This is a genomic window from Chitinimonas naiadis, from assembly GCF_054780835.1.
The window spans coordinates 91,239-114,058 of the sequence record NZ_BAAGVO010000003.1 but is presented as its reverse complement, the minus strand read 5'-3'; the positions used below and the strand labels follow the sequence as shown (position 1 = coordinate 114,058).

General features: G+C 60.4%; 24 protein-coding genes. 6 read left to right on the top strand and 18 right to left on the bottom strand.

The genetic code is table 11. From position 1 onward, the window contains the following. Window positions 1–519: 519 nt before the first annotated feature. The 4 genes from ACYVHK_RS05835 to ACYVHK_RS05820 are packed head-to-tail and all read right to left on the bottom strand — an operon-like array spanning window position 520 to window position 2,586. Window positions 520–711 (bottom strand): hypothetical protein, encoded by a 192-nt coding sequence (locus tag ACYVHK_RS05835; RefSeq protein ID WP_460528576.1) that lies wholly within the window; start codon window positions 709–711, stop codon window positions 520–522. Window positions 712–713: 2 nt separating this feature from the next. Then, the gene (locus ACYVHK_RS05830; RefSeq protein WP_460528573.1) at window positions 714–1,088 is read right to left on the bottom strand and encodes an ExbD/TolR family protein; all 375 of its coding nucleotides are present in this window, start codon (window positions 1,086–1,088) and stop codon (window positions 714–716) included. 46 nt (window positions 1,089–1,134) lie between these two features. Continuing rightward, a complete protein-coding gene (locus ACYVHK_RS05825; RefSeq protein ID WP_460528571.1) occupies window positions 1,135–1,884 on the bottom strand; it encodes a MotA/TolQ/ExbB proton channel family protein in 750 nt (249 codons plus the stop codon). A 51-nt stretch (window positions 1,885–1,935) separates the two neighbouring features. Next, window positions 1,936–2,586, bottom strand: coding sequence for an energy transducer TonB (locus tag ACYVHK_RS05820; RefSeq protein ID WP_460528569.1), 651 nt, complete (start codon window positions 2,584–2,586; stop codon window positions 1,936–1,938). A 133-nt stretch (window positions 2,587–2,719) separates the two neighbouring features. Between ACYVHK_RS05820 and ACYVHK_RS05815 the strand changes: the two genes are divergently transcribed. Beyond that, window positions 2,720–3,757, top strand: coding sequence for a YheT family hydrolase (locus ACYVHK_RS05815; RefSeq protein ID WP_460528567.1), 1,038 nt, complete (start codon window positions 2,720–2,722; stop codon window positions 3,755–3,757). Between the two features lie 4 nt (window positions 3,758–3,761). Beyond that, window positions 3,762–5,132, top strand: coding sequence for a phosphomannomutase/phosphoglucomutase (locus ACYVHK_RS05810; protein WP_460528565.1), 1,371 nt, complete (start codon window positions 3,762–3,764; stop codon window positions 5,130–5,132). A gap of 123 nt (window positions 5,133–5,255) precedes the next feature. Here ACYVHK_RS05810 and ACYVHK_RS05805 read toward each other — a convergent pair whose 3' ends face one another. The 11 genes from ACYVHK_RS05805 to purU form a co-directional block, all read right to left on the bottom strand. Then, window positions 5,256–8,051 carry a TonB-dependent receptor plug domain-containing protein gene (locus tag ACYVHK_RS05805; RefSeq protein WP_460528563.1) on the bottom strand — a complete coding sequence of 932 codons (2,796 nt, stop codon included), beginning with the start codon at window positions 8,049–8,051 and terminating at the stop codon, window positions 5,256–5,258. A 304-nt stretch (window positions 8,052–8,355) separates the two neighbouring features. Continuing rightward, the gene (gspK, locus tag ACYVHK_RS05800; RefSeq protein WP_460528561.1) at window positions 8,356–9,291 is read right to left on the bottom strand and encodes a type II secretion system minor pseudopilin; all 936 of its coding nucleotides are present in this window, start codon (window positions 9,289–9,291) and stop codon (window positions 8,356–8,358) included. Then, window positions 9,288–9,869 (bottom strand): GspJ family type II secretion system protein, encoded by a 582-nt coding sequence (gspJ, locus tag ACYVHK_RS05795; protein WP_460528559.1) that lies wholly within the window; start codon window positions 9,867–9,869, stop codon window positions 9,288–9,290. Before gspJ ends, gspK begins: the two co-directional genes overlap by 4 nt. Further along, window positions 9,856–10,230, bottom strand: a complete 375-nt coding sequence (gspI, locus tag ACYVHK_RS05790) for a type II secretion system minor pseudopilin GspI (RefSeq protein WP_460528557.1) — start codon at window positions 10,228–10,230, stop codon at window positions 9,856–9,858. Before gspI ends, gspJ begins: the two co-directional genes overlap by 14 nt. Beyond that, a complete protein-coding gene (locus ACYVHK_RS05785) occupies window positions 10,227–10,748 on the bottom strand; it encodes a GspH/FimT family pseudopilin (RefSeq protein WP_460528555.1) in 522 nt (173 codons plus the stop codon). Before ACYVHK_RS05785 ends, gspI begins: the two co-directional genes overlap by 4 nt. Window positions 10,749–10,753: 5 nt before the next feature. Further along, window positions 10,754–11,179: a type II secretion system protein GspG gene (gene gspG, locus ACYVHK_RS05780; protein ID WP_460528553.1), complete on the bottom strand. Its 426-nt coding sequence runs from the start codon at window positions 11,177–11,179 to the stop codon at window positions 10,754–10,756. 34 nt (window positions 11,180–11,213) lie between these two features. Beyond that, window positions 11,214–11,549, bottom strand: a complete 336-nt coding sequence (locus ACYVHK_RS05775) for a nucleotide pyrophosphohydrolase (protein ID WP_460528551.1) — start codon at window positions 11,547–11,549, stop codon at window positions 11,214–11,216. After that, complete coding sequence (gspF, locus tag ACYVHK_RS05770) at window positions 11,549–12,757, bottom strand: type II secretion system F family protein (RefSeq protein WP_460528549.1); 1,209 nt, start codon at window positions 12,755–12,757, stop codon at window positions 11,549–11,551. The genes ACYVHK_RS05775 and gspF overlap by 1 nt, the downstream gene beginning before the upstream one ends. Before the next feature lies 1 nt (window position 12,758). Next, window positions 12,759–13,334 carry a hypothetical protein gene (locus tag ACYVHK_RS05765; protein WP_460528547.1) on the bottom strand — a complete coding sequence of 192 codons (576 nt, stop codon included), beginning with the start codon at window positions 13,332–13,334 and terminating at the stop codon, window positions 12,759–12,761. Window positions 13,335–13,386: 52 nt separating this feature from the next. Then, entirely contained in the window at window positions 13,387–13,776 is a 390-nt protein-coding gene (locus tag ACYVHK_RS05760; protein ID WP_460528545.1) for a hypothetical protein, read from the bottom strand. Between the two features lie 193 nt (window positions 13,777–13,969). Further along, window positions 13,970–14,824, bottom strand: coding sequence for a formyltetrahydrofolate deformylase (purU, locus tag ACYVHK_RS05755; protein ID WP_460528543.1), 855 nt, complete (start codon window positions 14,822–14,824; stop codon window positions 13,970–13,972). 325 nt (window positions 14,825–15,149) lie between these two features. Between purU and ACYVHK_RS05750 the strand changes: the two genes are divergently transcribed. From ACYVHK_RS05750 to ACYVHK_RS05740, 3 genes are all read left to right on the top strand, one after another. Continuing rightward, window positions 15,150–15,899, top strand: coding sequence for an electron transfer flavoprotein subunit beta/FixA family protein (locus ACYVHK_RS05750; RefSeq protein WP_460528541.1), 750 nt, complete (start codon window positions 15,150–15,152; stop codon window positions 15,897–15,899). A gap of 2 nt (window positions 15,900–15,901) precedes the next feature. After that, window positions 15,902–16,837 (top strand): electron transfer flavoprotein subunit alpha/FixB family protein, encoded by a 936-nt coding sequence (locus tag ACYVHK_RS05745; protein ID WP_460528539.1) that lies wholly within the window; start codon window positions 15,902–15,904, stop codon window positions 16,835–16,837. Window positions 16,838–16,911: 74 nt separating this feature from the next. Beyond that, window positions 16,912–18,696 carry an acyl-CoA dehydrogenase gene (locus tag ACYVHK_RS05740; RefSeq protein ID WP_460528537.1) on the top strand — a complete coding sequence of 595 codons (1,785 nt, stop codon included), beginning with the start codon at window positions 16,912–16,914 and terminating at the stop codon, window positions 18,694–18,696. A gap of 48 nt (window positions 18,697–18,744) precedes the next feature. Here ACYVHK_RS05740 and ACYVHK_RS05735 read toward each other — a convergent pair whose 3' ends face one another. Together ACYVHK_RS05735 and ACYVHK_RS05730 are read right to left on the bottom strand one after the other, a co-directional pair. Next, window positions 18,745–19,539, bottom strand: a complete 795-nt coding sequence (locus tag ACYVHK_RS05735) for an oxygen-binding di-iron domain-containing protein (protein WP_460528535.1) — start codon at window positions 19,537–19,539, stop codon at window positions 18,745–18,747. An 83-nt stretch (window positions 19,540–19,622) separates the two neighbouring features. Continuing rightward, a complete protein-coding gene (locus ACYVHK_RS05730; protein ID WP_460528533.1) occupies window positions 19,623–20,357 on the bottom strand; it encodes a hypothetical protein in 735 nt (244 codons plus the stop codon). A 215-nt stretch (window positions 20,358–20,572) separates the two neighbouring features. Here ACYVHK_RS05730 and fabI point away from each other — a divergent pair, with 215 nt between their 5' ends. Next, entirely contained in the window at window positions 20,573–21,355 is a 783-nt protein-coding gene (fabI, locus tag ACYVHK_RS05725; RefSeq protein WP_460528531.1) for an enoyl-ACP reductase FabI, read from the top strand. Between the two features lie 94 nt (window positions 21,356–21,449). On the opposite strand, the gene fliD is transcribed toward fabI, so the two are convergent. Continuing rightward, the gene (fliD, locus tag ACYVHK_RS05720) at window positions 21,450–22,808 is read right to left on the bottom strand and encodes a flagellar filament capping protein FliD (RefSeq protein WP_460528529.1); all 1,359 of its coding nucleotides are present in this window, start codon (window positions 22,806–22,808) and stop codon (window positions 21,450–21,452) included. Window positions 22,809–22,820 lie beyond the last annotated feature (12 nt).

Sequence of the window (22,820 nt, the reverse complement as noted above, 5' to 3'; positions counted from 1 at the left end):
GTGTGCTACCGCTGGATCGCCGGCAAGCGGACATGTCTGTTGCCAGGGGCCTGCCATCACCAAGCCAGTTGCAGCCTGACGACCAATAAAGAGTATAGAAGTAGAAGTGGTGTCCCGACGGTGCAGCTCGGGCGGTTTACCCGGCCATGGCCTACTGGCCATACCGCTTGAATCACCCCGGCCGTACCGAGATCAGTAACAATGCCTACCCCTGTTTTTCTTGTATGCCTGCACAGATGATGCACCCATCAGCTTGGCGGACACCGTCGGATCTGTGACCCTGGCGGCGCATCATTATTGCAAGTGCCGTGCCAGCAATCGCAAGTTGTTGAAAATTAACAAGTTAATTTTTTTCACCCACAAGGCCGCATTTAGAATGAAGACTCTAATGTCCAGTGAAATGGACATTCGTGCAAGAGGGCTTGTGGGAACCGGTAGCAAGGCCGTCCGAGAATGCAGAAGAGCCGTCCGGGATACCGGACGGCTCTTCAAGGTAATGCTGATCTAGATGGCGTGACTTCAGTTGCTGGCGTGCGTCCGCTTGATCTCGAGTACCAGTCGGCCAGTTACTACGGGGGCGACGTCCGCGGCGCAACGGTCCGCCTTGTTGCATTGCCCGCGTTGCCTGCATAGCAGACAAGGCGAGGCAGACCTTACCAGGCAGCCCACGCCGATGATCACGCCCAACACCAACCAGAGCGCGATCATCATGACTATTGTCCTGGCTCGGTCACGAAGCCCAGCTTCTGGATACCGGCACGCTGTGCGGCCGCCATGGCCTGCGCCACATGCTCGTACTCGACCTTGCGATCGGCACGGATATGCAGTTCAGGCTGCGGCTGTTTGGCGGCAACTTCAGCCAGTCGTTGCTCGAACGCTGCCTTCTCCAGCTTCTGCTCGTTCCAGTACAGGCCACCATCTGTCGTGATCGACAGGTCCACCGTTTCCGGTTTGACGTCGTTGACTTGGTTCGCCGCGCGCGGTAAGTCCAGCTTCACCGAGTGGGTAATCACCGGTACGGTCAGGATAAAGATGATCAGCAGCACCAACATGACGTCGACCAGCGGCGTCATGTTGATCTCGCTCATCTGGCCACCGGGACCTTGTCCGTCCAATCCGCCACCAAATGCCATCTCAGTGGCCTCCCACGTTGCTCGGCATCGTCTTGACCGAGGTCAGTACCGGCTTGCCGCCTTCGTTCTTGACGACCGGCGCGCCGGTCACGAAGTAGGCGTGCAGGTCATGGGCGAAGCGGTTGACGCGGCCCAGCAGCGCATTGTTGCCACGGATCAGGGCGTTGTAGCCCAGCACGGCTGGGATCGCCACGACAAGGCCAAAGGCCGTCATGATCAACGCCTCGCCGACGGGGCCGGCCACCTTGTCGATGCTGGCCTGGCCCGAGAAGCCGATGCTGATCAAGGCATGGAAGATGCCCCAAACCGTGCCCAGCAGACCAATGAACGGAGCGGTGGAACCGACCGAGGCCAGGATGGAGAGGCCGGACTGCATGCGCTCCATCGACTCATCGATCGAACGACGCAGGCAGCTCGTCACCCAGTCGGACAGTGTCAGTTGACCATGCAAGTCGCCCTGGCTGTCGCGGTGGTGGGCGACGGCATCGCGGGCTTCTTCCGCCAGATCACGGAACGGGTTGCTGTCACGATTGCCGTCCAAGAGATGCAGACCTTCGCTGAAGGACTGGGCGTGCCAGAACTCGGTCGTCGCCGCCTGCGCCATGCGGCGCTGCCGTATCTGCCGCAGGAAGCGGGTGACGATGACGTACCACGATGCGATGGACATCAAGAGCAGGGCGATACCTACGCCACGCGTCACGAAATCGCCTTGCGACCAGACTGCACCAAGGCTGAAGTGATACTGATCCATTACCTGATTCTCCTGAAACTTTGAAACTCGCCCAGGCAAGGGCGCAAAAGGTTAACTGTTGAGCGACCAGTCGAACGGCTGCACAAACCAGAAGTTGATGGGTGTGCCAGCCTGCTTGGCCGGGATGTATTTCCAGCGCTTGACGGCATTCAACGCCGCATCATCCAGTCGATCGTAGCCGCTGGATTTCTTGAGCTTGATCTCGCCGACGGTGCCATCCGCCAGGATGTAGACCGACAGCAGCACTCTGCCCTGCTCACCCAGCTTGCGCGACAGGCCCGGGTAGGCCGGCATCTGGTTATTCAAGTGTTGTGCATCGCTACGCGGGTGTTCGATCGGGGCCGGAGCAGGCGGCGCTTCCGGCGCGGCTTTCGCCACCTGCACCGGAGGCGGCGGTTCTACCGGCGGGGTGCTGATTGCATTGGGGGATGGCGGGGTGTTCGGTATCGGCGGCAAAGGCGCAGGCGTCGGCTTGGGCCTGACAACAGGTTGCGGCTTCGGAGGTGTCGGTGTGGGCTCGCTTGGCGCAGCCACGATCGGCAGTGGCGTCGGCGGCAACATCATCGCGGTGATGGTCTCGGGCAACTTGGGCGGGTCAGGCCGCACCACGCCGGCAGCCAGCGCATAAAGTGCAGCACCATGGGCAGCGGTGATGAGGAGTAGCGCAGGCAGCTCGCGGGATTTGATCAGTTTGCCGTTCATGACGGAGATGTGAGCCGGGACACTTGCAAGGGTGGATGATTATTCTAATGAGAACAATTTTCATTAGCAACCTAAATTGATGCCGTGCAACATGCCAGATACCAAACGGCTTCACACCCGATACAATCAAGACATGGAATCCCTCTTGCCTGCCTACCACCCACCGCGCTGGTTGATCGGTTCGCATACCGAGACCATCTATCCGGCACTGGCGCTCAAGCGACCACCACCGGCCTATCGCCGTGAAATCTGGCCGACTCCGGATGGCGACGAGATCGCAGTCGACTGGCTGACCGGCCAGGCTGACGGATGGACGCCACTGCTGGTTCATTTCCACGGCCTGGAAGGCAGTGCCAACAGCCATTACGCGGTCGAGCTCATGCAGGCGACCGCCCAGCGTGGCTGGCACGGCGCAGTCGCGCATTTTCGTGGTTGTGGCGGGCATCTGAACCGCAAGCCCCGGGCCTACCATGCAGGTGACTCGGCCGAGATAGACTGGATACTGAGACGGTTCCGCGAACGGCATGCCGGCCCCATCTATGCAGCGGGTGTCTCCCTGGGTGGCAACGCCCTGGCAAAGTGGCTGGGCGAGCAAGGGAGCGAAGCACGGTCCATCCTGTCAGCAGCAGCCGTCATATCGGCCCCGCTTGATCTAGTGGCCGCCGGACGAGTGCTGGACCGCGGCCTGAACCGTGCCATCTACACCCGGGAGTTCCTGCGTACGCTGCGGCCCAAGACCCTGGCCCAGCTTTCCACCTTCGGGCATGAACTGGCCTTCCTGGGCGTCTCGGCCGAGGAGGTCAATCGAACCCGAACCTTCAAGGAATTCGACAACCGGGTCACCGCACCGTTGCATGGATTCCAGGATGCGCACGATTACTGGACCCGTTCGAGCAGCAAGACCGGGCTCAATCAGATCATCGTACCGACCTTGCTGATCAATGCCCGCAATGATCCTTTCCTGCCGGCCGATGCCCTGCCCGGCCGGGATGATGTCAGCGCGGCGGTCACGCTGTTGCAGACAGATCGGGGTGGCCACGTCGGCTTTGTCGAAGGCCCCTTTCCTGGTCGTATTGACTGGCTGCCACGCTGCCTGCATGCCTATTTCGATGCCCACTCGCAGCCCGCCGATCGGCTGCTAGAATCCGCCCTGATTCCCACCCCGACCTGAGCCCATGCCGTCCATCTCCCCCCTGATATTCAAGGCTTACGACATACGCGGCATCGTTAGCAAAACACTGGATACAGACAGTGCCCGGCTCATCGGCATCGCCATAGGCAGCGAAGCCGCTGCGCGCCAGCAAGCACGAATTGTCCTCGGACGCGATGGGCGGGATTCCAGCCCGGCACTCGCCCAGGCGGTCATCGAGGGATTGCTGAGTACCGGGATCGAGGTGATCGATATCGGCATGGTCACCACGCCACTGGTCTGGTTCGCCGCGCACCATCTTGAAACGCTCACCGGCGTCATGATCACCGGCAGCCACAACCCACCCGAATACAACGGGATCAAGATCATGCTGGCGGGTGAGACCCTAGCCGGGGATGCAATCCAGCAGTTACGGCAACGGATCGAAGCGGGCGACTTCGCCTCCGGTATAGGCAAGTATGGCGAGACCGACGTCCGCGAGGATTACTACCAGCGGATCTGTGGCGACCTCAACCTGCAACGCCGCATGAGTGTAGTCGTCGATGCCGGTAACAGCATCTCGGGCAGCATCGCCCCCCTACTCTACCGGCGACTGGGTTGCCGGGTGCGCGAGCTGTTCTGCGAGGTTGATGGCAGTTTCCCCAATCATCACCCAGACCCGGCCAAGGCCGAGAACCTGGTGGATCTGAAGCATGCGCTGGCGGTCACCGAGGCCGAGCTAGGTCTGGCCTTTGATGGCGATGGCGATCGCCTGGGCGTGGTAACCAAGGACGGCAATATCATCTACCCCGACCGTCTGCTGATGGCGTTTGCCGCCGATGCACTGAGCCGACAGCCTGGTGGCAAGGTGGTCTACGACGTCAAATCCAGCCGATTGGTCGCTCCTTGGGTGAAGCAGCACAAAGGCAGGGCGGTGATGGCGCGTACCGGCCACAGCTATATGAAGGCCAAGATGAAAGAGACTGGCGCCCTGGTTGGTGGCGAACTGAGCGGCCACCTATTCTTTGCCGAGCGCTGGTATGGTTTCGACGATGGCATCTATGCCGGAGCCCGCCTGCTGGAGATTCTGTCGCAGATCGATGAGCCCAGCCTGTTACTGAACAACCTGCCACAGGGGGTCAGCACCCCGGAAATCCAGATACCGATGGCCGAAGGCGCAGCGCATGCCCTGATCGAGAGGCTGCAGAAGGAAGCCCACTTTCCAGATGCCGACGTGGTGACCCTAGATGGTTTGCGGGTGGAGTATCAGGATGGCTTCGGTCTATTGCGCGCGTCCAATACCACCCCTGTTCTGGTTCTGCGTTTCGAGGGTGATGACAGCAAGGCGCTCAAGCGTATCCAGGCGACCTTCCGCAAGCTGCTGGCTACGGAGATCAGCGGAAAATTGCCGTTCTGAGCAGAGACAGCCGGTTGTACCTATCTAGTCCAATGTGGCTGTATATAAAAAAGACCCGCTCGAGAGCGGGTCTTTTTATCGGCCTATGTCGGCGGGGTGAACCCCACCTATCAGACCAATCGCTTACCAGAACTTGTAGTTCGCACCGACGTTCAGGTAGCGACCGTACGGGTTGTGGAAGCCAGGGTTGTAACCCAACGCGGTGTTGTCCGGATCGTACGGTGCCTTGCGGTTGGCAACGTTACGCATCACGGCGCTCAGGGTCAGGTTCTTCACGCCCTTGTACACCACACCCAGGTCCACGGTGGTCCAGGAACCCACGCGGCAAGCACCCCAATTGTCACCCAGCAAGGTGCCGGCTGCGTTGTTCAGGGCACACTCGCCGCTATCACCGTAAAACCAGCCGCCGGTGTAGTTCAAGCGGGCGGTACCGGTCCAGGCACCCTTTTCCAGCGCCGTGGCGATCGTGCCCTTGAAGCGCGGCAACTCGCCAGCCGGACCGTAGGAACCGACGTACTCGATGAACGGATCACCCTGGAACTGGGCTTGCTTGTAGCTCAGGTAGTAGGTGCCGTTGAAGGTAGTGTTCAGACGACCGAACTCACCCAGATTGTTCTTCAGGCGCAGGTCAAGGTCGATACCCTTGACGCGCGACTCACCCAGGTTGAAGAACTTACGGGTCGTGCTGGTGATCAGGCCGGAGTTCGGGATCACATTGCCCTGCTTGTCCTTGACCCAGGTAGCCGGGTTTTCGGAGCGCTGGATCTGGCTGGCGTAGAACTGGTTGCCTTCCTTGTAGACCTGATTGATCAGGTACTGCGAGCTGAGGCGGTCAATCTCGTTACGACGACGGATTTCCCACAGATCGAAGGAGCCGTTGAAATCGTTGGTCGGCGAGAACACCAAACCGAAGGTGTAGCTCTTGGACTTCTCAGGTTGCAGATCCGGATTGGCGGCAATACGCGACGACAAGGTGATACCGGTTGTGCATTCGGTCGTGGTCGAACGAGTAGCTGCATCCACCGTGGGACCGCAGCGCAACGGGTCGATGATACCGCTGTTGAACGACTGCACGCTGGACTTCGATACCTGGGTCAGGCTAGGCGCACGGAAGCCTTCTGCATAGGTACCACGCAGCGAGATCTTGCTGTCCGGCGTCCACTTGAAGCCGATCTTCGGCGTGGTGGAGTTGCCGAAATCGCTGTAGTGGTCATAGCGCAGGGCGGTTTCCAGCGTCAGAGACTTCAGCACCGGCAGGTTGACTTCACCGTACAACGACTGGACGTTGCGGCTACCGCTGGCGGAAGACGAACCCAGACCGATGAACTCGGCATTCTGCAAATGCGAGTCAGCCGTCACCTCGATGCTCTCGCGACGGGCTTCTGCGCCGATGGCTACACCAATACGACCGCCAGCCAGTTGGCCGAACTCGCTCGAACCCTTGATATCGCCAATGGTGACTTCGGTCTTGCCGCTGTCAACACGAGTCGGGCTGATTTTCGCAATCGTGGCAGCACTGTTCTGACGACCCGGACGGTAGGACAGGTCGTTGATGGCGTCCTGCAATTCCTTCGCCAGGATACGACCGGTTTCATTGGTTTCACGCTCAGCCTTGTTGTACAGCAGGCCGGCTTTCCAGTCCCAGTCGAAGTTGCTGCCATCAAGACCCAGCAACACGCGGGTGTTCTTGGTGGTGACTTCGGTTTCTACCGGTACATCAGTAAAGCGATAACGCACGGCCACCTTGGCCTTGTTGTTCGCATTGGCCTGGAACAACGGATTATCCGGGTGGTTGGCCGGCAGCAAGAAGGTGAATTCCTTGCGCACGCCATCTACGGTGAACCAGGTAGTTGCCGAGTTACCGTTCAGACCCAGGGAACTGCCTGGATAGGAGCTCTTGGTTTCGTTGTAGCCCAGTTCGGAGAACGCAGTGATGTCCTCAGTCAGTGCCAGCGAACCACGGACAAACAGGTTGCCCGACTTCTGGTCGCTTTGCTGGATCTGCTTGTTCCAGGTATTAAAGTAACAGGCCTTGCCGTTGTCAGCCGTCGAGGCCGGCAGGATGTGCTCAGGTGCGCAATTCGCATCAGCGCCGACGAGCTTGGTATAGGCACCGTTGCCAACCGTGGTCTCACGATAGTAGTTACCCGGGTTGGACACGGTTGTGTAGTTCGTGTCCAGGCGAGTATTGATCTTCTTGTACAGATCCTGACGAATACCATTGGTCTTGTAGGCATCGGTTTCATGGCGATTGCGATAATCACCCGCCACAATCAGGTTCCAGTGATCGGCTGCAAAGTCGCCCACACCGACAATGGCGGAAGCCGAATCGGTACGGAAACCACCTTGGGTCGCGCCGGTGGCGTTGCCCGAAGCTTCGAAACCCTGATAGTCCTTCTTCAGGATGAAGTTGATCACACCAGCGATGGCATCGGAACCGTACACGGCCGAAGCACCATCCTTGAACACGTCGATGCGTTCAATGGCGGAAGCAGGGATATTGTTCAGATTGTACAGGGTCGACTGGCCGCTGTTCGGGTCGGCATAAGCGGCCGGCGACATGCGGCGACCGTTCAGCAGGACCAGCGTAGCGGATGAACCCAGACCGCGCAGCGACACCGTGGAGGTGCCCGACGAGAAGCCGGTGCCGGAACCCAGGTCGTCCAGACCGCCGGAGCTGATAGCGGGAACCAGCTTAAGCATTTCAGCGACAGTCGTGGCGCCCGAACGCTTGATTTCTTCGGCACGGATCACCTGAATGGGTGATGCCGTTTCAGTTGCAGTGCGCTTGATGTTGGAACCCGTGACTTCGATCTTTTCGACCTTCTTCACGTCATCTGCCGCGTTTGCCACAGTATGGGCGGCCAAGCCGGCAAAGCCCACCAACATCAGGGCATGACTGAGTTGCTTCAACTTCATCTTGTAGTTTCTCCCAATTCTTGGATTACGCGCACACAACCGGATCACGGTTGCAGTCACGATTCAATGGCACATGCCGCCAGCGGCGGAGACGTGCTTACGCATCCCTAAATGGGGTACGTATTGGGGTGGAATCCTAAAGCCCACTACGAGATGAATGTTACAAATAACCCATATTCGTAAAAATATGTTGCACGTATAACACAATTAAATAATCGCATTCTTGCATTCCAAATGCATAGAATCTGCGGGGGTGCGGGTTACAGGTTACGGGTTCAAACCTAGCGTCGGGAAAAAGAAGAGATCAGCGGCGACGCATCCACACCACGCGTGGCACTTGATCGAGGTTACGTTCGAGCAGGGCGCGGTAGGCGACATAGACACGCCCAAAGCGGGCATCGACATCTGCCAGGAAATAGCGGCTCTCATAACCCAGGCGGGTGGGGTCAACTTCGGCCTGTACGGCGTCGGACAGCTCTTCCTTGAAATCTGCATCCTTGGTAAAGGGCTTGGCATCGCGTTTGCGGACTATCGCCTTTGCACTCGACAAATCAAGGCTGGGCAGTATGGCCGATAGCACCTCGGGCGGTGCAAAGTTGACGTTGACCTGCGTGCCGGCCGTTGGCAGCGCCGACACGTAGGGTAGTAACTTGTTGACCACCTCATCGGTGTAGCCATGTACCTGCCGGAGTTCGTCGATATCGAACAAGGGGCGGTTGGCCACCCGCCGCGGTGGATTATCCGCGAGGTATTCGCGATCTTCCCCGCCGCCCGGGTAGCGGGATTCGCTATCGGCATCCATCCAGTCAAGCAGGGCCGGCATCAGGTCTGCAGACAGGCCCAGCATGCCCAGCAGCCGCTCGAAGGCCTCCGTGTCGAGCTTGCTGACCTGGCCATTACTGGCAATCAGGTTGTTGAGATTGAAGCGCCCCTGAACATCGCTGATACGGCCACCGGCATTACCTTGCTCAACGGGCAGGTTGGGGATGGGGATCGCCCAGGCTTCCTGTGCATGATCGACCTTGTTCTGCCGGGCATCGTCGCGCAACGTAAGTCGGCTAAGGTCAATCGCGGCACGGGCAACGCCACGAGCCTGGGCCAGGTCGTGCTGGTTCTCGACTTGCCTTAGCCAGAGGCTATGACGGAACGCCATGAAGCCCGCCAGTGCAGCGACAAGTGCGGCGACTACGACGGCCGTTACAATGGCGATACCTTGCTGGCGTGGGTAGGTGATGATCATGGGAGCGCAAACAATCGCGTCACCGTCTCACCACTTTCCAGGGTGATGGTGACTTCAACGCCACGAGGCAATTGGGCGGCTTCCGCCCCTTGCGGCCAACTGAGTTGCCACTGGCCGGCGCCGTCCAGAAAGCGCAGCGAAAACGTCTTGACCTTGTCCAGCATGGCCAAGGCAGTGGGGCTGCTGCGCGGCGCGAGATCCAGCGCGTTCCACAGCAGGAGTTCGAGATGGCCATCGCGCAAGCGGTAGCCAAGATGGGTCAGCCGCTCGCCGTCATAGCGCACCAGCTCGAGCTGGGCACCGTTGGCGTCCAGCGCGCCCGCAGCTCCCCTGACCGCGGACTGGGTGGTGCCGCCTTCATCGCGCCACGGACGATTGGCCACCTGGGCGAAGTCGTCATCGAAACGGGCCAGCGCGACCGTCAGTTCGCGCCATTTGCGATTGTCTGCATCCATGACCTGCTTGGCATTGGCCAGCCTCGCCACCCCCTGATAGGCGATCACGGCCAGCACGCTGAACACCGCCAGCGCGACCAAAATCTCGATCAAGGTGAAACCACGTTTACTAGCGCGGTGCATTGGCGATATACCCTATCAGCACGGCGTCGGCATGGTCGCCCGTATCGGCCGGGGTCGACACCCGGACTTCAACGCGACGGAATGACTTGTTGGGTGTTTCCGAGACGGTCTCGCGCCAGACAAACTCGATGCCCGCCTGACTCTCCCGTCCCTCGCTGCTACCGATATCCGGAAACTGCCCGCGCGCGAGATAAGTGCTTAGCCGGTTCTGGGCGACCCAGCCGCCGGCCAGGTGGCGTCGCAGTGCCAGGGAACCGTCAGCAATGGCGGTAGTGGCACGCACCGCCGCCGCCAGTGCGATGCCCAGCACCGCCAGCGCGACCAGCACCTCGATCAGGGTAAAGCCGCGGGTTTGTCTCATCGTGCCGCCTCGGCCCCGGGGGCTTGAGGGGTCTGGATGGTGATCCGTCCCAGCGCATCAGCACGCAAGGTCCGGGTGTCCAGCCCCGCACGCAAGGTCAGGCTGAACGGCGCATTGACACCGGAAGGCGAGAACACGATGCGGCTACCGGCCACCAGCGCCTGCAGGTTGACCTGGACGTCTTCGAGCAGCAAGGGGGCGGGTAGCTCCCGCAATCTCAACATCTCGCCGTCCGCGACCGGTTGCCAGCCGGTTTCGGTGTTCTGTATCCAGAAACGGTAGCCACTGGTTTCGGGTGTGAAACCCATCGTACTGCCACTCGCGATCGCCTCATCGCGTGCGGCCTCCAGCAACAGGGAAAGGCGCTCGCTTTCGCGCTGCAGGGTGTCCACGTCGCTCTGGCCGAATCGCACGGCAGCCAAGGCCACGATGATGCTGATGATGACCATCACCACCAGTATCTCGATCAAGGTGAAGCCGGCTCGACGCCGCATCGGCAAGACAGACAGTTTGTTCACCCGGCCTACAGCATCCAGGAACCGATATCGGCATCGTGACCTTCACCGCCGGTCTGGCCGTCAGCACCATAGCTCATGACATCGATCTCACCCTTGATGCCGGGGTTCAGGAACACATAGTCATGACCCCAAGGGTCGCGCGGCAATTTGTCGAGGTAGGACTTCCAGTTGTTCGGGATCTGGCCGGCAGTCGGCTTCTCGACCAGCGCCTTGAGGCCTTGTTCGGTCGAGGGATAGACACCGTTATCCAGCTTGTAGAGCTTGAGCGACTGGACCAGGGCCTGCACATCCTGCTTGGCGGCAACGACACGGGCCTCGTCGGGACGGCTCATGATCTTGGGTACGACAAGCGCACCCAGGATGGCCAGGATGGCGATCACCACCAGGATTTCGATCAGGGTAAAACCGCTAAGGCGCTTACGCTGCTGCATCACATCGCTCCATGTCATATTTTCGGTTGTGTATTCAACTACCCAGTGGCTTGCCGCCCTGGGACGGAAACCGCGTTTCATTCTTTGCCAGCTTGCCCTTGATGGCGGATGCCACGTCGATACCCTGGCTATTGGCGAATGCCAATGCATAGATCAATACGTCTGCCAGCTCTTCCGCAACTTCGGCAGGATCGGATTGACCATCGGCCTCCGGCTCCCACTGGAAATGCTCCATCAGTTCGGCGGCTTCGATCGCAATGCTCATCGCCAGGTTCTTGCCGGTATGAAAGCGGTGCCAATCCCGGTCGGCCGCAAAACGGGCGATACTTTGCTTCAAATCCGCCAGCGTCGTGAGATTGTCCTGCGACATCATTTCACCAGTTGGTTCATCTCGAACACCGGCAACAGGATTGCCAGCACGATCAGTAACACCGCGCCGCCCATCAGCAGCACCATGACAGGGCCGAGCAGGCTGGTGAAAGTGGCGACCTTCTGTTCCAGCTCACCGGACTGTTGCTGCGCAGCCTTATCGAGCATGACTTCCAACCGGCCGCTGGCTTCGCCACTCGCGATCAGATGCACCAGCACCGGGGGGAACAGCTTCTGTCGCTGCAAGGCCTTGGATAGCGTGGCGCCCTCCCGGACATCGCGGGCAGCGCTGATCACCGCCTCGCGCAAGACCAAGTTGCCGACCACACCTGCCGCAGCCTCCATGGCTTTGAGCAAAGGCACCCCGCTGCCAACCAGGATGGACAAGGTGCTGGCAAGGCGCGCGGTATTGCCTGCGCGATTCAGCCGTCCGAACAAGGGTAGCCGCAGCAAGAACCCATCAACCTTCAAGCGGAAAGCGGGACGCTTGAGCAGGCGGGAAAAACCAAAACCAGCGGCGCCTAGGAGTATCAGCACCACCAGCCCGTATTCACGAATCCCGCCTGAGATCGCCAACAGGGCGCGGGTCAGGAAAGGCAGGGTCTGCTTGGCGCTCTGGAACACGGTCACCATCTGCGGTACCACCCACCACAGCATCCCGATAATGACCAGAAGCGACACCGACAGCACGACGGCTGGGTAGACAAAGGCCAGGGCGACCTTGGCACTCAACGCCTGTCGTGCCTCGATATAGTCGGCCAAGCGCTGCATGACACCCGCGGCCTTGCCGGACTCCTCACCCGCACGGACGATAGTGCGATACAACTCCGGAAACACCCGTGGATGACGGCTCAGGGCGACGCTCATCGGCGCACCGGCCAGCACTTCACTGCGTACGCCGGCCAGTACGTCCCGGGTACGCAGGCTCTCGGCCTGTTCGATCAGCACGGTCAGTGCGCGCTCTATGGTCAGGCCCGCATCCAGCAAGGTAGCGAACTGGCGGGTGATCAGGGCCAGCTCGGCGCTGGAGACACCACCGCTGCGGGTAGTGCGACCGGATTGTTCGACCTGCGCCAGCTCGCTCATGTCGACCACCCATAAGCCCTGCTCACGTAGGTTGGCACGCGCCAGGCGGGCGTTATCGGCTTCGATCACGCCTTCGCTGCTACGTCCGCCACCATCCAGTGCCTGATATCGGAAGCCGGCCATTTCAGTTTCCCTGCGATTGGGCAGGCTCAGCCTGCAGCAGCATGGCATCCGGGCGCCAGCCCAACTGCATGAGTATCAGGGTCAGCACCATGGCCAGCAGAAAGGCAACGGGTAGCGAGACGATCGCGCCGCGCACCACGTGGCGAACGCCGATACCGGTAGAGATCGCCAACGCACGCACCCCCAGCACCAGTTGATAGAGCTTCAGCGCAATGATCAGGGGTGAGGCGATCAGCTTGGGCAGCAGAGCCAGTACAGGAACCAGCAGCTCACTACTACTGAGCAGTACCAGCAAGGGGAAGAGACTGCGCTCGCCAAGGGCCGCCTTGCCTTCCGGCAGGCGTCGCAACCACCAGCCGAAGAACATCGCATAAAACAGCACGCGACCCCAGCTACCGAGCACCGACCAGGCCAGATGCTCGCCAAAGCCCATGCCGCGGATATTGCCGGCAAACATGGGGGCGATACTCAGCAGCATCAGCCACAGTACCGGCTGCCACCAGTCATAGGCGTACTGCTCCAGCGGCTTGATCCGGAAGCGGGCGAGATCGGTTACATCCTGCAGAAATGATGGCATAAGCAAAAAAAACAGAGCCGCCTGGATGGCGGCCCCTGGTATGTGTGGGGGATCAGCCTTTACGGCAATCGCCTCGGTCTTCCACCTGCTGCACGACCAGGCTGAAGTCCTGCCGCAGGGGGTTTTCACGCTTGGCGGCCAGATAGTAGCGCTTGCAGGCTTCAACGGTAAACGGTACATCTTTTACGACAGGGTCATGAAACCCCGCGACCGGTGCCGCACTAACCCGCAGAACCCGTTCGCCCGGCTCGGCCCGCACCGGATTGACATCAATGGTGTAGTCCTTGTCGATGGCCAGCACCCGGACCGGGTAGGTATTCAACTCCGTACGGCCAAACTGTCGGCTGCCATCGAGCAGGCTGGTATTGGTTACCTGCAGACTGGCGCATGCGCCCAGGCCCAGCGACAAGAGCAGGACCACCGCAATATTACGTGTGTTCATTTCAAGGCTCCTCAGTTCGGTAGTACGCCCTCATTATCCGCCGCTTTATAGACGGCGACCGGGGTTTGTACACAGATGTTTACGGCTGAAGCACTCGTTACCAATTCCGGCCGGAATCGATGCACAGCCCAGCCTTACGCAGACCTGAGAGACCGCGCAGAGTTCCTGTTCACGGGCCGTCAGGGGGCCTGGCTCAGTCGAATACCACCGTCTTGTGGCCGTATACCAGGACGCGATGATCCAAATGCCAGCGAACGGCACGAGACAGCACGATACGCTCCAGATCCCGGCCCTTCTGGATCAGGTCATCCACGGTCTCCCGATGCGAGATGCGGGTGACGTCCTGCTCAATGATCGGGCCGTCGTCCAGCACCTCGGTCACATAATGGCTGGTAGCGCCGATCAGCTTCACACCGCGGGCATGCGCCCGGTGATAGGGCTTGGCCCCTTCGAAAGCCGGCAGGAAGCTGTGATGGATATTGATGACGCGCTGCGGATACTGGGCGGTGAAGGCATGTGACAGGACCTGCATGTAGCGCGCCAGGATGATCAGATCGATGCCATGTTCGCGTAGCAAGGCCTGCTGTGCGGCCTCGGCCGCGTCCTTGTTGTCCTTGCCGACGGGAATGACGTGGTAGGCGATGCCGTAGAACTCCACGATGCGCCGGCAGTCCTCATGATTGGAAATGATCAGCGGGATATCGCAGGCCAGCTCGCCGCTATGCCAGCGGTGCAACAGGTCGACCAGGCAGTGATCGTACTTCGAGACAAAGATCGCCAGCTTGGGCTTCTGGGCGGAACGCTTGAGCTTCCACTCCATGCCAAACCGTTCGGCGATCGGCGCGAATGCCGCCTCAAAGGCACCCATATCGAGCGCAAACCCCTCCAGGTCCCATTCGATCCGCATCAGGAACAGACCGGCGTCGTCATCCTGGTGCTGATCGGCATGCAGGATGTTGGCATTGTAGGTATAGAGAAAATTGGCGATGGCCGCGACCAGCCCCTTACGGTCAGGACAGGAAATCAGCAAGGTAGCGGTGTTTTTCATCAGGTCAGCCTGGGAAGGGGTCAGCAAAGGTGGGGCCACGGCAGTCCCACTGCCCCATCAGTATGAGGGGCCAGCGGACGATTCTGGCAAAGCCCGGTGGTGCAATGCAAACCCCACGCAATGTCGCGTGGTACTCACACCAACAAATCAAACGCTTGTTTTAATCCCTTCTTCAGTGCTAACTTGCTACAAAACAAGCATGTAGCAAGCCCGTTTCAGACTACAGTCGCGATGACGGCGCTCTTGGCCGGTGCTATGCTTCCTACCCTTTCCGTACTTGTTACGGAAACCCCAATTCCTATCCGACCCCCCAGCGGAGGCAGTTTTGAAGATCCTGGTCGCAGTGAAGCGCGTTGTTGATTACAACGTCAAAGTCCGTTGCAAACCTGACGGCAGCGATGTCGATATCGCCAACGTCAAGATGTCCATGAATCCCTTTGACGAGATTGCCGTCGAAGAAGCTGTTCGTCTCAAGGAAGCCGGCAAGGCTGCCGAGATCGTCGTGGTCTCGCTGGGGCCCAAGCAGTGTGAGGAAACCCTTCGCACGGCGCTGGCCATGGGCGCTGACCGCGCGATCCATGTCGAGACCGATGCCGTGCTGCAGCCCCTGGCCGTGGCCAAGCTGTTGAAGGCGATCGCCGACAAGGAACAGCCACAATTGCTGATCCTGGGTAAGCAGGCGATCGACGACGACGCCAACCAGACCGGCCAGATGCTGGCAGCCCTGCTGAACGCCCCGCAAGGCACCTTCGCCTCCAAGGTCGAACTGAGCGGTGACAAGGTGCTGGTCACCCGCGAGATCGACGGCGGCCTCGAGACCGTTTCGCTGTCCCTGCCGGCCATCATCACCACCGACCTGCGCCTCAACGAGCCGCGCTACGTCAAGCTGCCCAACATCATGGCCGCCAAGAAGAAGCCGCTGGACAAGACCAGCCCGGCGGATCTGGGCGTAGACCCCGCGCCGCGCCTGACCTTGGTCAAGGTGTCCGAGCCGCCTGTCCGCAAGGCCGGCATCAAGGTCGGCTCGGTTGGCGAACTGGTTGCCAAACTGAAGAACGAAGCAAAGGTGATCTGATCATGACGATCCTGGTTATTGCAGAACACGACAACGCCACCCTCAAGTCGGCCACCCTCAACACCGTTGCCGCGGCAAGCAAGATCGGTGGTGAAGTGCATGTACTGGTCGCCGGCCATAACGCCCAGGCCGCCGCCCAGGCTGCGAGCAAGCTCGCCGGCGTCGCCAAGGTATTGCTGGCTGACGCGGCCCACCTGGCTCACGGCCTGGCGGAGAACCTGACCCCGGTCGTCGTCGATCTGGCCAAGTCCTACAGCCATGTCCTGGCCCCCGCGACGACCTATGGCAAGAACCTGCTGCCCCGCGTCGCCGCCTTGCTGGACGTCGCCCAGATTTCCGACGTGATCGGCATCGAAGGCGCCGATACCTTCGTGCGCCCCATCTACGCCGGCAACGTGATCGCCACCGTGCGCTCCAGCGATGCGATCAAAGTCCTGACCGTCCGCACCACGGCTTTCGATGCCGTTGCCGAAGGTGGTGCCGCAGCGATTGAAACCACCGGCACCGGCAGCGATGTCGGCAAGTCCGGTTTCGTATCACAGGAGCTGACCAAGTCGAGCCGCCCTGAACTCGGCGCGGCCAAGATCATCGTGTCGGGCGGCCGAGCGCTGGCCTCCAGCGAGCAGTTCCATGGCGTACTCGAGCCCTTGGCCGATAAGCTGGGTGCCGCTATCGGGGCATCCCGCGCGGCGGTGGATGCCGGCTACGCACCGAATGACTATCAGGTCGGCCAGACCGGCAAGATCGTCGCGCCGCAGCTTTACATCGCCGTGGGCATCTCCGGTGCCATCCAGCATCTGGCCGGCATGAAGGACTCCAAGGTGATCGTCGCGATCAACAAGGATGAAGAAGCCCCGATCTTCCAGGTGGCGGACTATGGCCTGGTGGCCGATCTGTTCACCGCCGTACCGGAATTGATCAGCGAACTGAACAAGTAAGCACTAGAACGGTCACCACGGTGGCCGTTTTTTCAGCAGCTTTTACCGAGCAAGCGCTCGAATAGGAGAATCTCATGAGCTACAAAGCCCCCCTCGCCGATATGCGCTTCGTGCTGAACGAGCTGGCTGGCCTCAATGAAGTGGCCGCCCTGCCCGGCTTTGAGGATGTGAATCCAGAACTGGTCGACGCCATCCTGGACGAAGCGGCCAAGCTCGCCGAAAACGTGCTGGCCCCGCTCAATCGTATCGGCGACCAGCACGGCAACAAGCTCAATGACGGCGTGGTCACCACCGCCCCCGGCTTCAAGGACGCTTACAGCCAGTTCGTCGAGAACGGTTGGGTTGGCCTGCACGCTCCCGCCGAATTCGGCGGCCAGGGCATGCCGCACCTGGTTGCGACCGCGGTCGAGGAAATGTGGAAAGGCTCGAACATGGCCTTTTCGCTGTGTCCGCTGCTGACGCTCGGCGCGATCGCCGCTATCGAACACCATGCCTCGCCGGACCTGCAAGCCACCTACCTGCCCAAGATGGCTGAAGGCACCTGGACCGGCACCATGAACCTGACCGAGCCGCAAGCCGGCTCCGATCTGGCTCAGGTCCGCTCCAAGGCAGTGCCGTCCGATGATGGTACCTACAAGATCTCCGGCCAGAAGATTTTCATCACCTACGGTGAGCATGACATGGCCGAGAACATCGTCCATCTCGTCCTGGCCCGCCTGCCTGACGCCCCCGCCGGCGTGAAAGGCATCTCGCTGTTCGTGGTGCCGAAGTTCCTGGTCAATGCCGATGGTTCGCTCGGTGCCCGTAATGATGTGAAGTGCGTCTCGATCGAGCACAAGCTGGGCATCCACGGCTCGCCCACCTGCGTGATGAGCTACGGCGACAACGGCGGCGCGACCGGCTGGCTGGTTGGCGAAGCCAACCGTGGCCTGAGCTATATGTTCACCATGATGAACGCAGCCCGCCTGGGCGTAGGCGTCGAAGGCATGGCACTGGCCGAGGCGGCCTATCAGAAGGCCGTGGGTTACGCCAAGGATCGCGTACAAAGCCGTGAACTGGGCTCCGAGAACCCGGCACCTGCCGCCATCATTCGCCATGCCGACATCCGTCGCATGTTGATGACCATGCGCGCACTGACCGAAGCCGAACGTGCCCTGACCTATTTCGCCTGCGGCGCGCTCGACAAGGCCAACCGCCACCCGGACAGTGCCGAGCAGCAGAAATGGAACGCCGTGGTCGGCTACCTGACCCCCATCGTCAAGGGCTGGAACACCGAAAACGCCAGCCGCATTGCCAGCCTGGGTGTACAGGTACACGGCGGCATGGGCTTCATCGAGGAAACCGGCGCAGCGCAGTACCTGCGGGATGCCCGTATCAGCGCCATCTATGAAGGCACTACCGGTATCCAGGCCATGGACTTGATCGGCCGCAAGACCGCCTCCGAGAAGGGCATGACCGCCAAGGCCCTGCTGGGTGAGGCAGAAGCCGTCGTAGCCCAGCTGCGCGGTGCCGGCCTGGAAGACATCGCAACGGCACTCGACAAGTCGCTGTCCCACGCCCGCAGCACCACCAGCTACGTGGTCGAACAGTTCGATGCGCAACCCAAGGCCGTTGCCGCGGGTTCGGTTCCGTTCCTGGAACTGATGGGCCTGACGCTGGGTGGCTGGCAACTGGGTCGTGCCGCCTTGATCGCCAAGCAAAAGCTGGCGGCGGGTGAAGGTGATGCGGCGTTCTACGAAGCCAAGGTCACGACCGCACGCTTCTACGCGGCCTACCTGCTGCCACAAACCAGCAGCCTGGCCGAAGTGATCCTGCACGGTGCGGATAGCGTCCTTGCCCTGCCGGACGACGCGTTCTAAACCCTGGCAAGTGATTGCATCAAGGCCACCCAAACGGGTGGCCTTTTTTCATGCCGGCATGCGGTAGTGTCCCTGATCAAAACGATCAATCCCGCAGCTCAGTTGCTCGATCCAGTCGAGGAAGGCCAGCAGTACGGTCTTGCCCACGAAATAGCGGCCATGCTGGGGGACCAGCATGGTGATCTCGCCACTTTGCACCTTGGGCCGGATCATGGTGGCCCATAGCCGGCAGACCTTGTTGGACACCATATAGCGTCGATGGAAACCCTCCATTGCCGAGATATGCTGGGTGAAATCATTCACGCTGGAGACCGGCTCGTCGACCTGGCCACAGGCCACCATGGAGGCGCCCATATCGCCCGAAAACAGGATGCGGGACAGGGGATCAAAGAAATGGAAGTTACCCTCGGCGTGCAGGAAATGGGCGGGTACCAGGCCCAGCCGCTGCTCCCCCAGGGCGATCCAGCCGCCCTCGTCCGGTACGCCGATGATGCGACCCGCCGCATTGCCCACATTGCAAAAATGCGGCACGAAACGGGCCCACAGCTTGGAGACCACCAGTTGGCATTCAGTGCTGACCAGCCACTTGTTGAGCGAGGCGACAATATCGGGATCGGCGTGGGACGCCAGGATGTATTTGAGCTCCCTGGCCGGGAAATAGCGGGCCATGGCCATGATCAGCGCGTTGTAGGTCATGTTGCCAGCCGGATCGATCAAGGCGCCTTCGCGTCCCGAGACAATCAGGAACTGGTTGGCCTGGACCGCGTGATCATCATCGTCGTCGACCAGATCGGCGAACATCAGGCACCGGTGGTGGCCGTCATCAAATAGCGAAATCGCCATGGTGCATATCCCGTCAGGCAAACGGGGCACCTTACCGGGCCGCATCGTTACCAGCCTTGATCCAGATCAAGGCCTGCGGACCGCTAGCCGCCCAACTTGAGCGAGACGATGACGGCGTCCAGTTTATGCAGAAGGGCGTCATCCACCTGCTTGCTGCAGTAGAAGTAGCGCAGTGCCCCCTGCGGACTATCGGCGTAGCGACGCACTGCCAGCGCACCACGCTCCTCCGGCAGCGCAGCCAACAGACCGTCGGCCTCCTCCCCGGCGAATAACGACACGTCAGCCATCTGGCGATAGATCATGCGGGCAAGATTGAGATTGCTCTCCGGCAAGCGCACGATGGTGGCCTTGCTGGAGGCAATCCAGCCATCGAGCTGCTCGCCATAGGAATATCCCTCCCGGAACACAAAACGCAGCCCCGGCGTCTGCAACAGGGCCTGGAATCCCTGCACCCCCTGCAGCTTGGGATTGTCGCCACGAACCAGGGCGGCATAAGGTTGGTCACGGTAGAAGGGCAGACTGAACTTGCCGCTGCTCATGCGGGCAGCGGTCTTGAAACGACCGACAGCGCAGGCGTATTCCAGATTTTTTTCGATAATGGCCATATGGCGATTGAAAGGCACATCGCGCAAGTCCAGCGTAATACCTAGCTGTTGCAGTGCCTGCATGGCGGGTTTGCCCTGCAGACCGGTCAAGACGCCATCCTTGAACTCGGTGTAGGGCGGGCGGAATTCGTAATAGACCACCAGGCTTTCCGCCTTGGCCGGCAACATTACCGGCAGCAAGCAGATGGTCCCTAGCAGGCGCGGTACGCTCATCGCTTCACCCAAGTAGATACCCCTGACACCGTGATCAACCCCTGATGGCACCAACCGTGCCGACATTCCTCTTTGTAGCAGCCGGAAGCCATCTTCAGTACCCAAACAGGGCAGGCACAGGCCTGCAAACCAAGCGATTGACCGGTTCAGCAGCGTTGGCCCAAGTCCGCCGGAGAGCTACAATCGCCCGTTCCAACGTACAGGAAGAGACCAAGATGGGCTTTCTCGCCGACAAGAAAATACTGATCACCGGCCTGCTGTCGAATCGCTCGATCGCCTTCGGTATTGCCAAAGCCTGCAAGCGCGAAGGGGCTACGCTCGCGTTCACCTACGTCAACGACAAGCTGAAGGATCGCGTGGTCGAAATGGCCAATGAACTCGGCAGCGATATCGTGCTGCGCTGCGATGTCAGCTCGGATGAAGAGATTGCCACGATGGCGGCCGACCTCGGCAAGGTCTGGGACAAGGTAGATGGTGTCGTCCACTCGATCGGTTTTGCCCCGCGTGAAGCCCTGTCCGGGGATTATCTCGATTCGGTCAGCCGCGAAGCCTTCCAGATCGCGCACGATATCAGCAGCTACAGCTTTGCCGCGCTGGCCAAGGCCCTGCGCCCACAACTGAGCCAGGACGCAGCCCTCTTGACCCTGAGCTACCTTGGCGCCGAACGTGCCGTGGTCAACTACAACGTGATGGGCCTGGCCAAGGCCAGCCTGGAAGCCAACGTGCGCTACATGGCCTCCGCGCTCGGCAGCCAGGGTATCCGCGTCAACGGTATCTCCGCCGGCCCGATCAAGACACTGGCGGCAGCCGGTATCGCCGGCTTTTCCAAGATCCTGCACCATGTCGAGGAGTCCGCCCCGCTCAAGCGCAATGTCACGATCGAAGAGGTGGGTAACGTCGCCGCCTTCCTGCTGTCCGACCTCTCCTCTGCGGTAACCGGCGAGATCATGCACGTGGACGCAGGCTACAGTACCGTCGCGGCAGGCATGGGCGAATAAGGCCTGTCCGACCAGACAACAGAACGCCCGGCTTGCCGGGCGTTTTTGTTCAATCACAGGCCTGCGCTTGCCATCGCCATCCTTGTCCTTTCGCCTAGAGGCCGCTTATGGATAGGTACTGGGACAAGCCATAGAGATTGCGGGTAGTGGGCGAGTAACTCAACAGGCTGTTCTGCAAACCTAAACGCTCCTGCAACTGGTTGGCCTGGCGCGAATACGGGTTGCTGCCGTCGGCATTACCACGCAAGGCATTGCTGGTCGTACGCAAGGTATCGGACTGCGCTTTGCTACCTGCGTTTTCCAGCCTGTCGGCCACGCTGGCCAGCAGCTTGCTGACGCCTTCTGCATCCTTGGTAAACGCTTGCTGGAATTTTTGCTCGTTCACTGCCAGCTTGCCATCCTGGCTACGCGCGATGCCCGCCTGCGCCAGCGTGAGGCGACTCTGCCCGGTACCCACCTCGGCACCATCCAGAGCCTGATCGACCGAGCTACCGATCCGGCGGGTCAGGCCATCTGCCGGCACGTTGGCCGATTGCGACAAGAAAGCGTTATAGGCATCTGCCAGCGCCTTCGCGCTTTTCCCGGCCTGGGTCGAATCCCGGCTGATGGTGATATTGGCGCTACCCGTTTCGCTGACACTGAGGCCTATGCCCGGCACCGCATTGCGGAAACTATTGCTGGCGCTGAATAGCGGCCGACCATCTACCTGCAACTGGGCATCCTGGGCGCTACGCAAGCTGGTCAGATTCTGGCCCACGCCCTGCCCGGCTGCAGGATCATAGGCCAGCCGGGAGAGGCCCTGGCTGCTGTCGCTATTTCCACCATCGTTGTCGCCAACTTGTATGCGGAATGCCTGATTACCTCCGGTCGATTTACCGATGAACTCCAGCCGACTATTGCTGCCATCCTGCACAACCTTGGCGCTGATGCCGATATTGGCCCGATTCACCGCCGTCGCAATGCCGTTGAGGGTGCTGTCACTCGCGCTGATATTCACGGTCCTCGACGGGCCGTTGGCGGTAACGCTGCCACCACTGCCGATGCTGCCCGACTGAAAGGTCAGCGAGCCGCCACCCAGTTGGGTCGTATCGGCGTCAGCGAAGGCCTGGCTCTGTAGTCGTTGCGATTGCGCCAGTTGCGTTACCTGGACGGCCAGTGTCTTCACCGCGCCTTGCGGTTGATCGACCGATGCCGTGATACTGGATTTGTCCGACTTGGCGCTGTAGGTCGCCACTTCATTCGGAGTGTCGTAACGGCTGGCGATATTACCTAAATCGGACAGTGCCGATTGCAGCCGGCCATAACCCGATAGCCTGACCTGGGTAGAGCTGATGGCGCTGCTGCCCGCCGTGGCATTGTCGATCTGCCCCGCACGATAGCGTTGCAAAAACAGATCGTCGGAGTACAAACCGTAGGTACGATTGAGTGTATTGGCGATGGATGACAAGTTCATGGCAACCCCGCA

Coding starts and splice junctions, on each gene's coding strand:
- ACYVHK_RS05810 (WP_460528565.1), top strand. CDS start 3,762: ATGCCGTCCATCTCCCCCCTGATATTCAAGGCTTACGACATACGCGGC.
- ACYVHK_RS05740 (WP_460528537.1), top strand. CDS start 16,912: ATGAGCTACAAAGCCCCCCTCGCCGATATGCGCTTCGTGCTGAACGAG.
- gspG (WP_460528553.1), bottom strand. CDS start 11,179: ATGCAGCAGCGTAAGCGCCTTAGCGGTTTTACCCTGATCGAAATCCTG.
- fliD (WP_460528529.1), bottom strand. CDS start 22,808: ATGAACTTGTCATCCATCGCCAATACACTCAATCGTACCTACGGTTTG.
- ACYVHK_RS05815 (WP_460528567.1), top strand. CDS start 2,720: ATGGAATCCCTCTTGCCTGCCTACCACCCACCGCGCTGGTTGATCGGT.
- ACYVHK_RS05745 (WP_460528539.1), top strand. CDS start 15,902: ATGACGATCCTGGTTATTGCAGAACACGACAACGCCACCCTCAAGTCG.
- ACYVHK_RS05760 (WP_460528545.1), bottom strand. CDS start 13,776: ATGAACACACGTAATATTGCGGTGGTCCTGCTCTTGTCGCTGGGCCTG.
- gspF (WP_460528549.1), bottom strand. CDS start 12,757: ATGGCCGGCTTCCGATATCAGGCACTGGATGGTGGCGGACGTAGCAGC.
- ACYVHK_RS05835 (WP_460528576.1), bottom strand. CDS start 711: ATGATGATCGCGCTCTGGTTGGTGTTGGGCGTGATCATCGGCGTGGGC.
- gspJ (WP_460528559.1), bottom strand. CDS start 9,869: ATGCACCGCGCTAGTAAACGTGGTTTCACCTTGATCGAGATTTTGGTC.
- purU (WP_460528543.1), bottom strand. CDS start 14,824: ATGAAAAACACCGCTACCTTGCTGATTTCCTGTCCTGACCGTAAGGGG.
- gspK (WP_460528561.1), bottom strand. CDS start 9,291: ATGATCATCACCTACCCACGCCAGCAAGGTATCGCCATTGTAACGGCC.
- ACYVHK_RS05775 (WP_460528551.1), bottom strand. CDS start 11,549: ATGTCGCAGGACAATCTCACGACGCTGGCGGATTTGAAGCAAAGTATC.
- ACYVHK_RS05730 (WP_460528533.1), bottom strand. CDS start 20,357: ATGAGCGTACCGCGCCTGCTAGGGACCATCTGCTTGCTGCCGGTAATG.
- ACYVHK_RS05735 (WP_460528535.1), bottom strand. CDS start 19,539: ATGGCGATTTCGCTATTTGATGACGGCCACCACCGGTGCCTGATGTTC.
- ACYVHK_RS05830 (WP_460528573.1), bottom strand. CDS start 1,088: ATGAGCGAGATCAACATGACGCCGCTGGTCGACGTCATGTTGGTGCTG.
- fabI (WP_460528531.1), top strand. CDS start 20,573: ATGGGCTTTCTCGCCGACAAGAAAATACTGATCACCGGCCTGCTGTCG.
- ACYVHK_RS05820 (WP_460528569.1), bottom strand. CDS start 2,586: ATGAACGGCAAACTGATCAAATCCCGCGAGCTGCCTGCGCTACTCCTC.
- ACYVHK_RS05825 (WP_460528571.1), bottom strand. CDS start 1,884: ATGGATCAGTATCACTTCAGCCTTGGTGCAGTCTGGTCGCAAGGCGAT.
- ACYVHK_RS05765 (WP_460528547.1), bottom strand. CDS start 13,334: ATGCCATCATTTCTGCAGGATGTAACCGATCTCGCCCGCTTCCGGATC.
- gspI (WP_460528557.1), bottom strand. CDS start 10,230: ATGAGACAAACCCGCGGCTTTACCCTGATCGAGGTGCTGGTCGCGCTG.
- ACYVHK_RS05805 (WP_460528563.1), bottom strand. CDS start 8,051: ATGAAGTTGAAGCAACTCAGTCATGCCCTGATGTTGGTGGGCTTTGCC.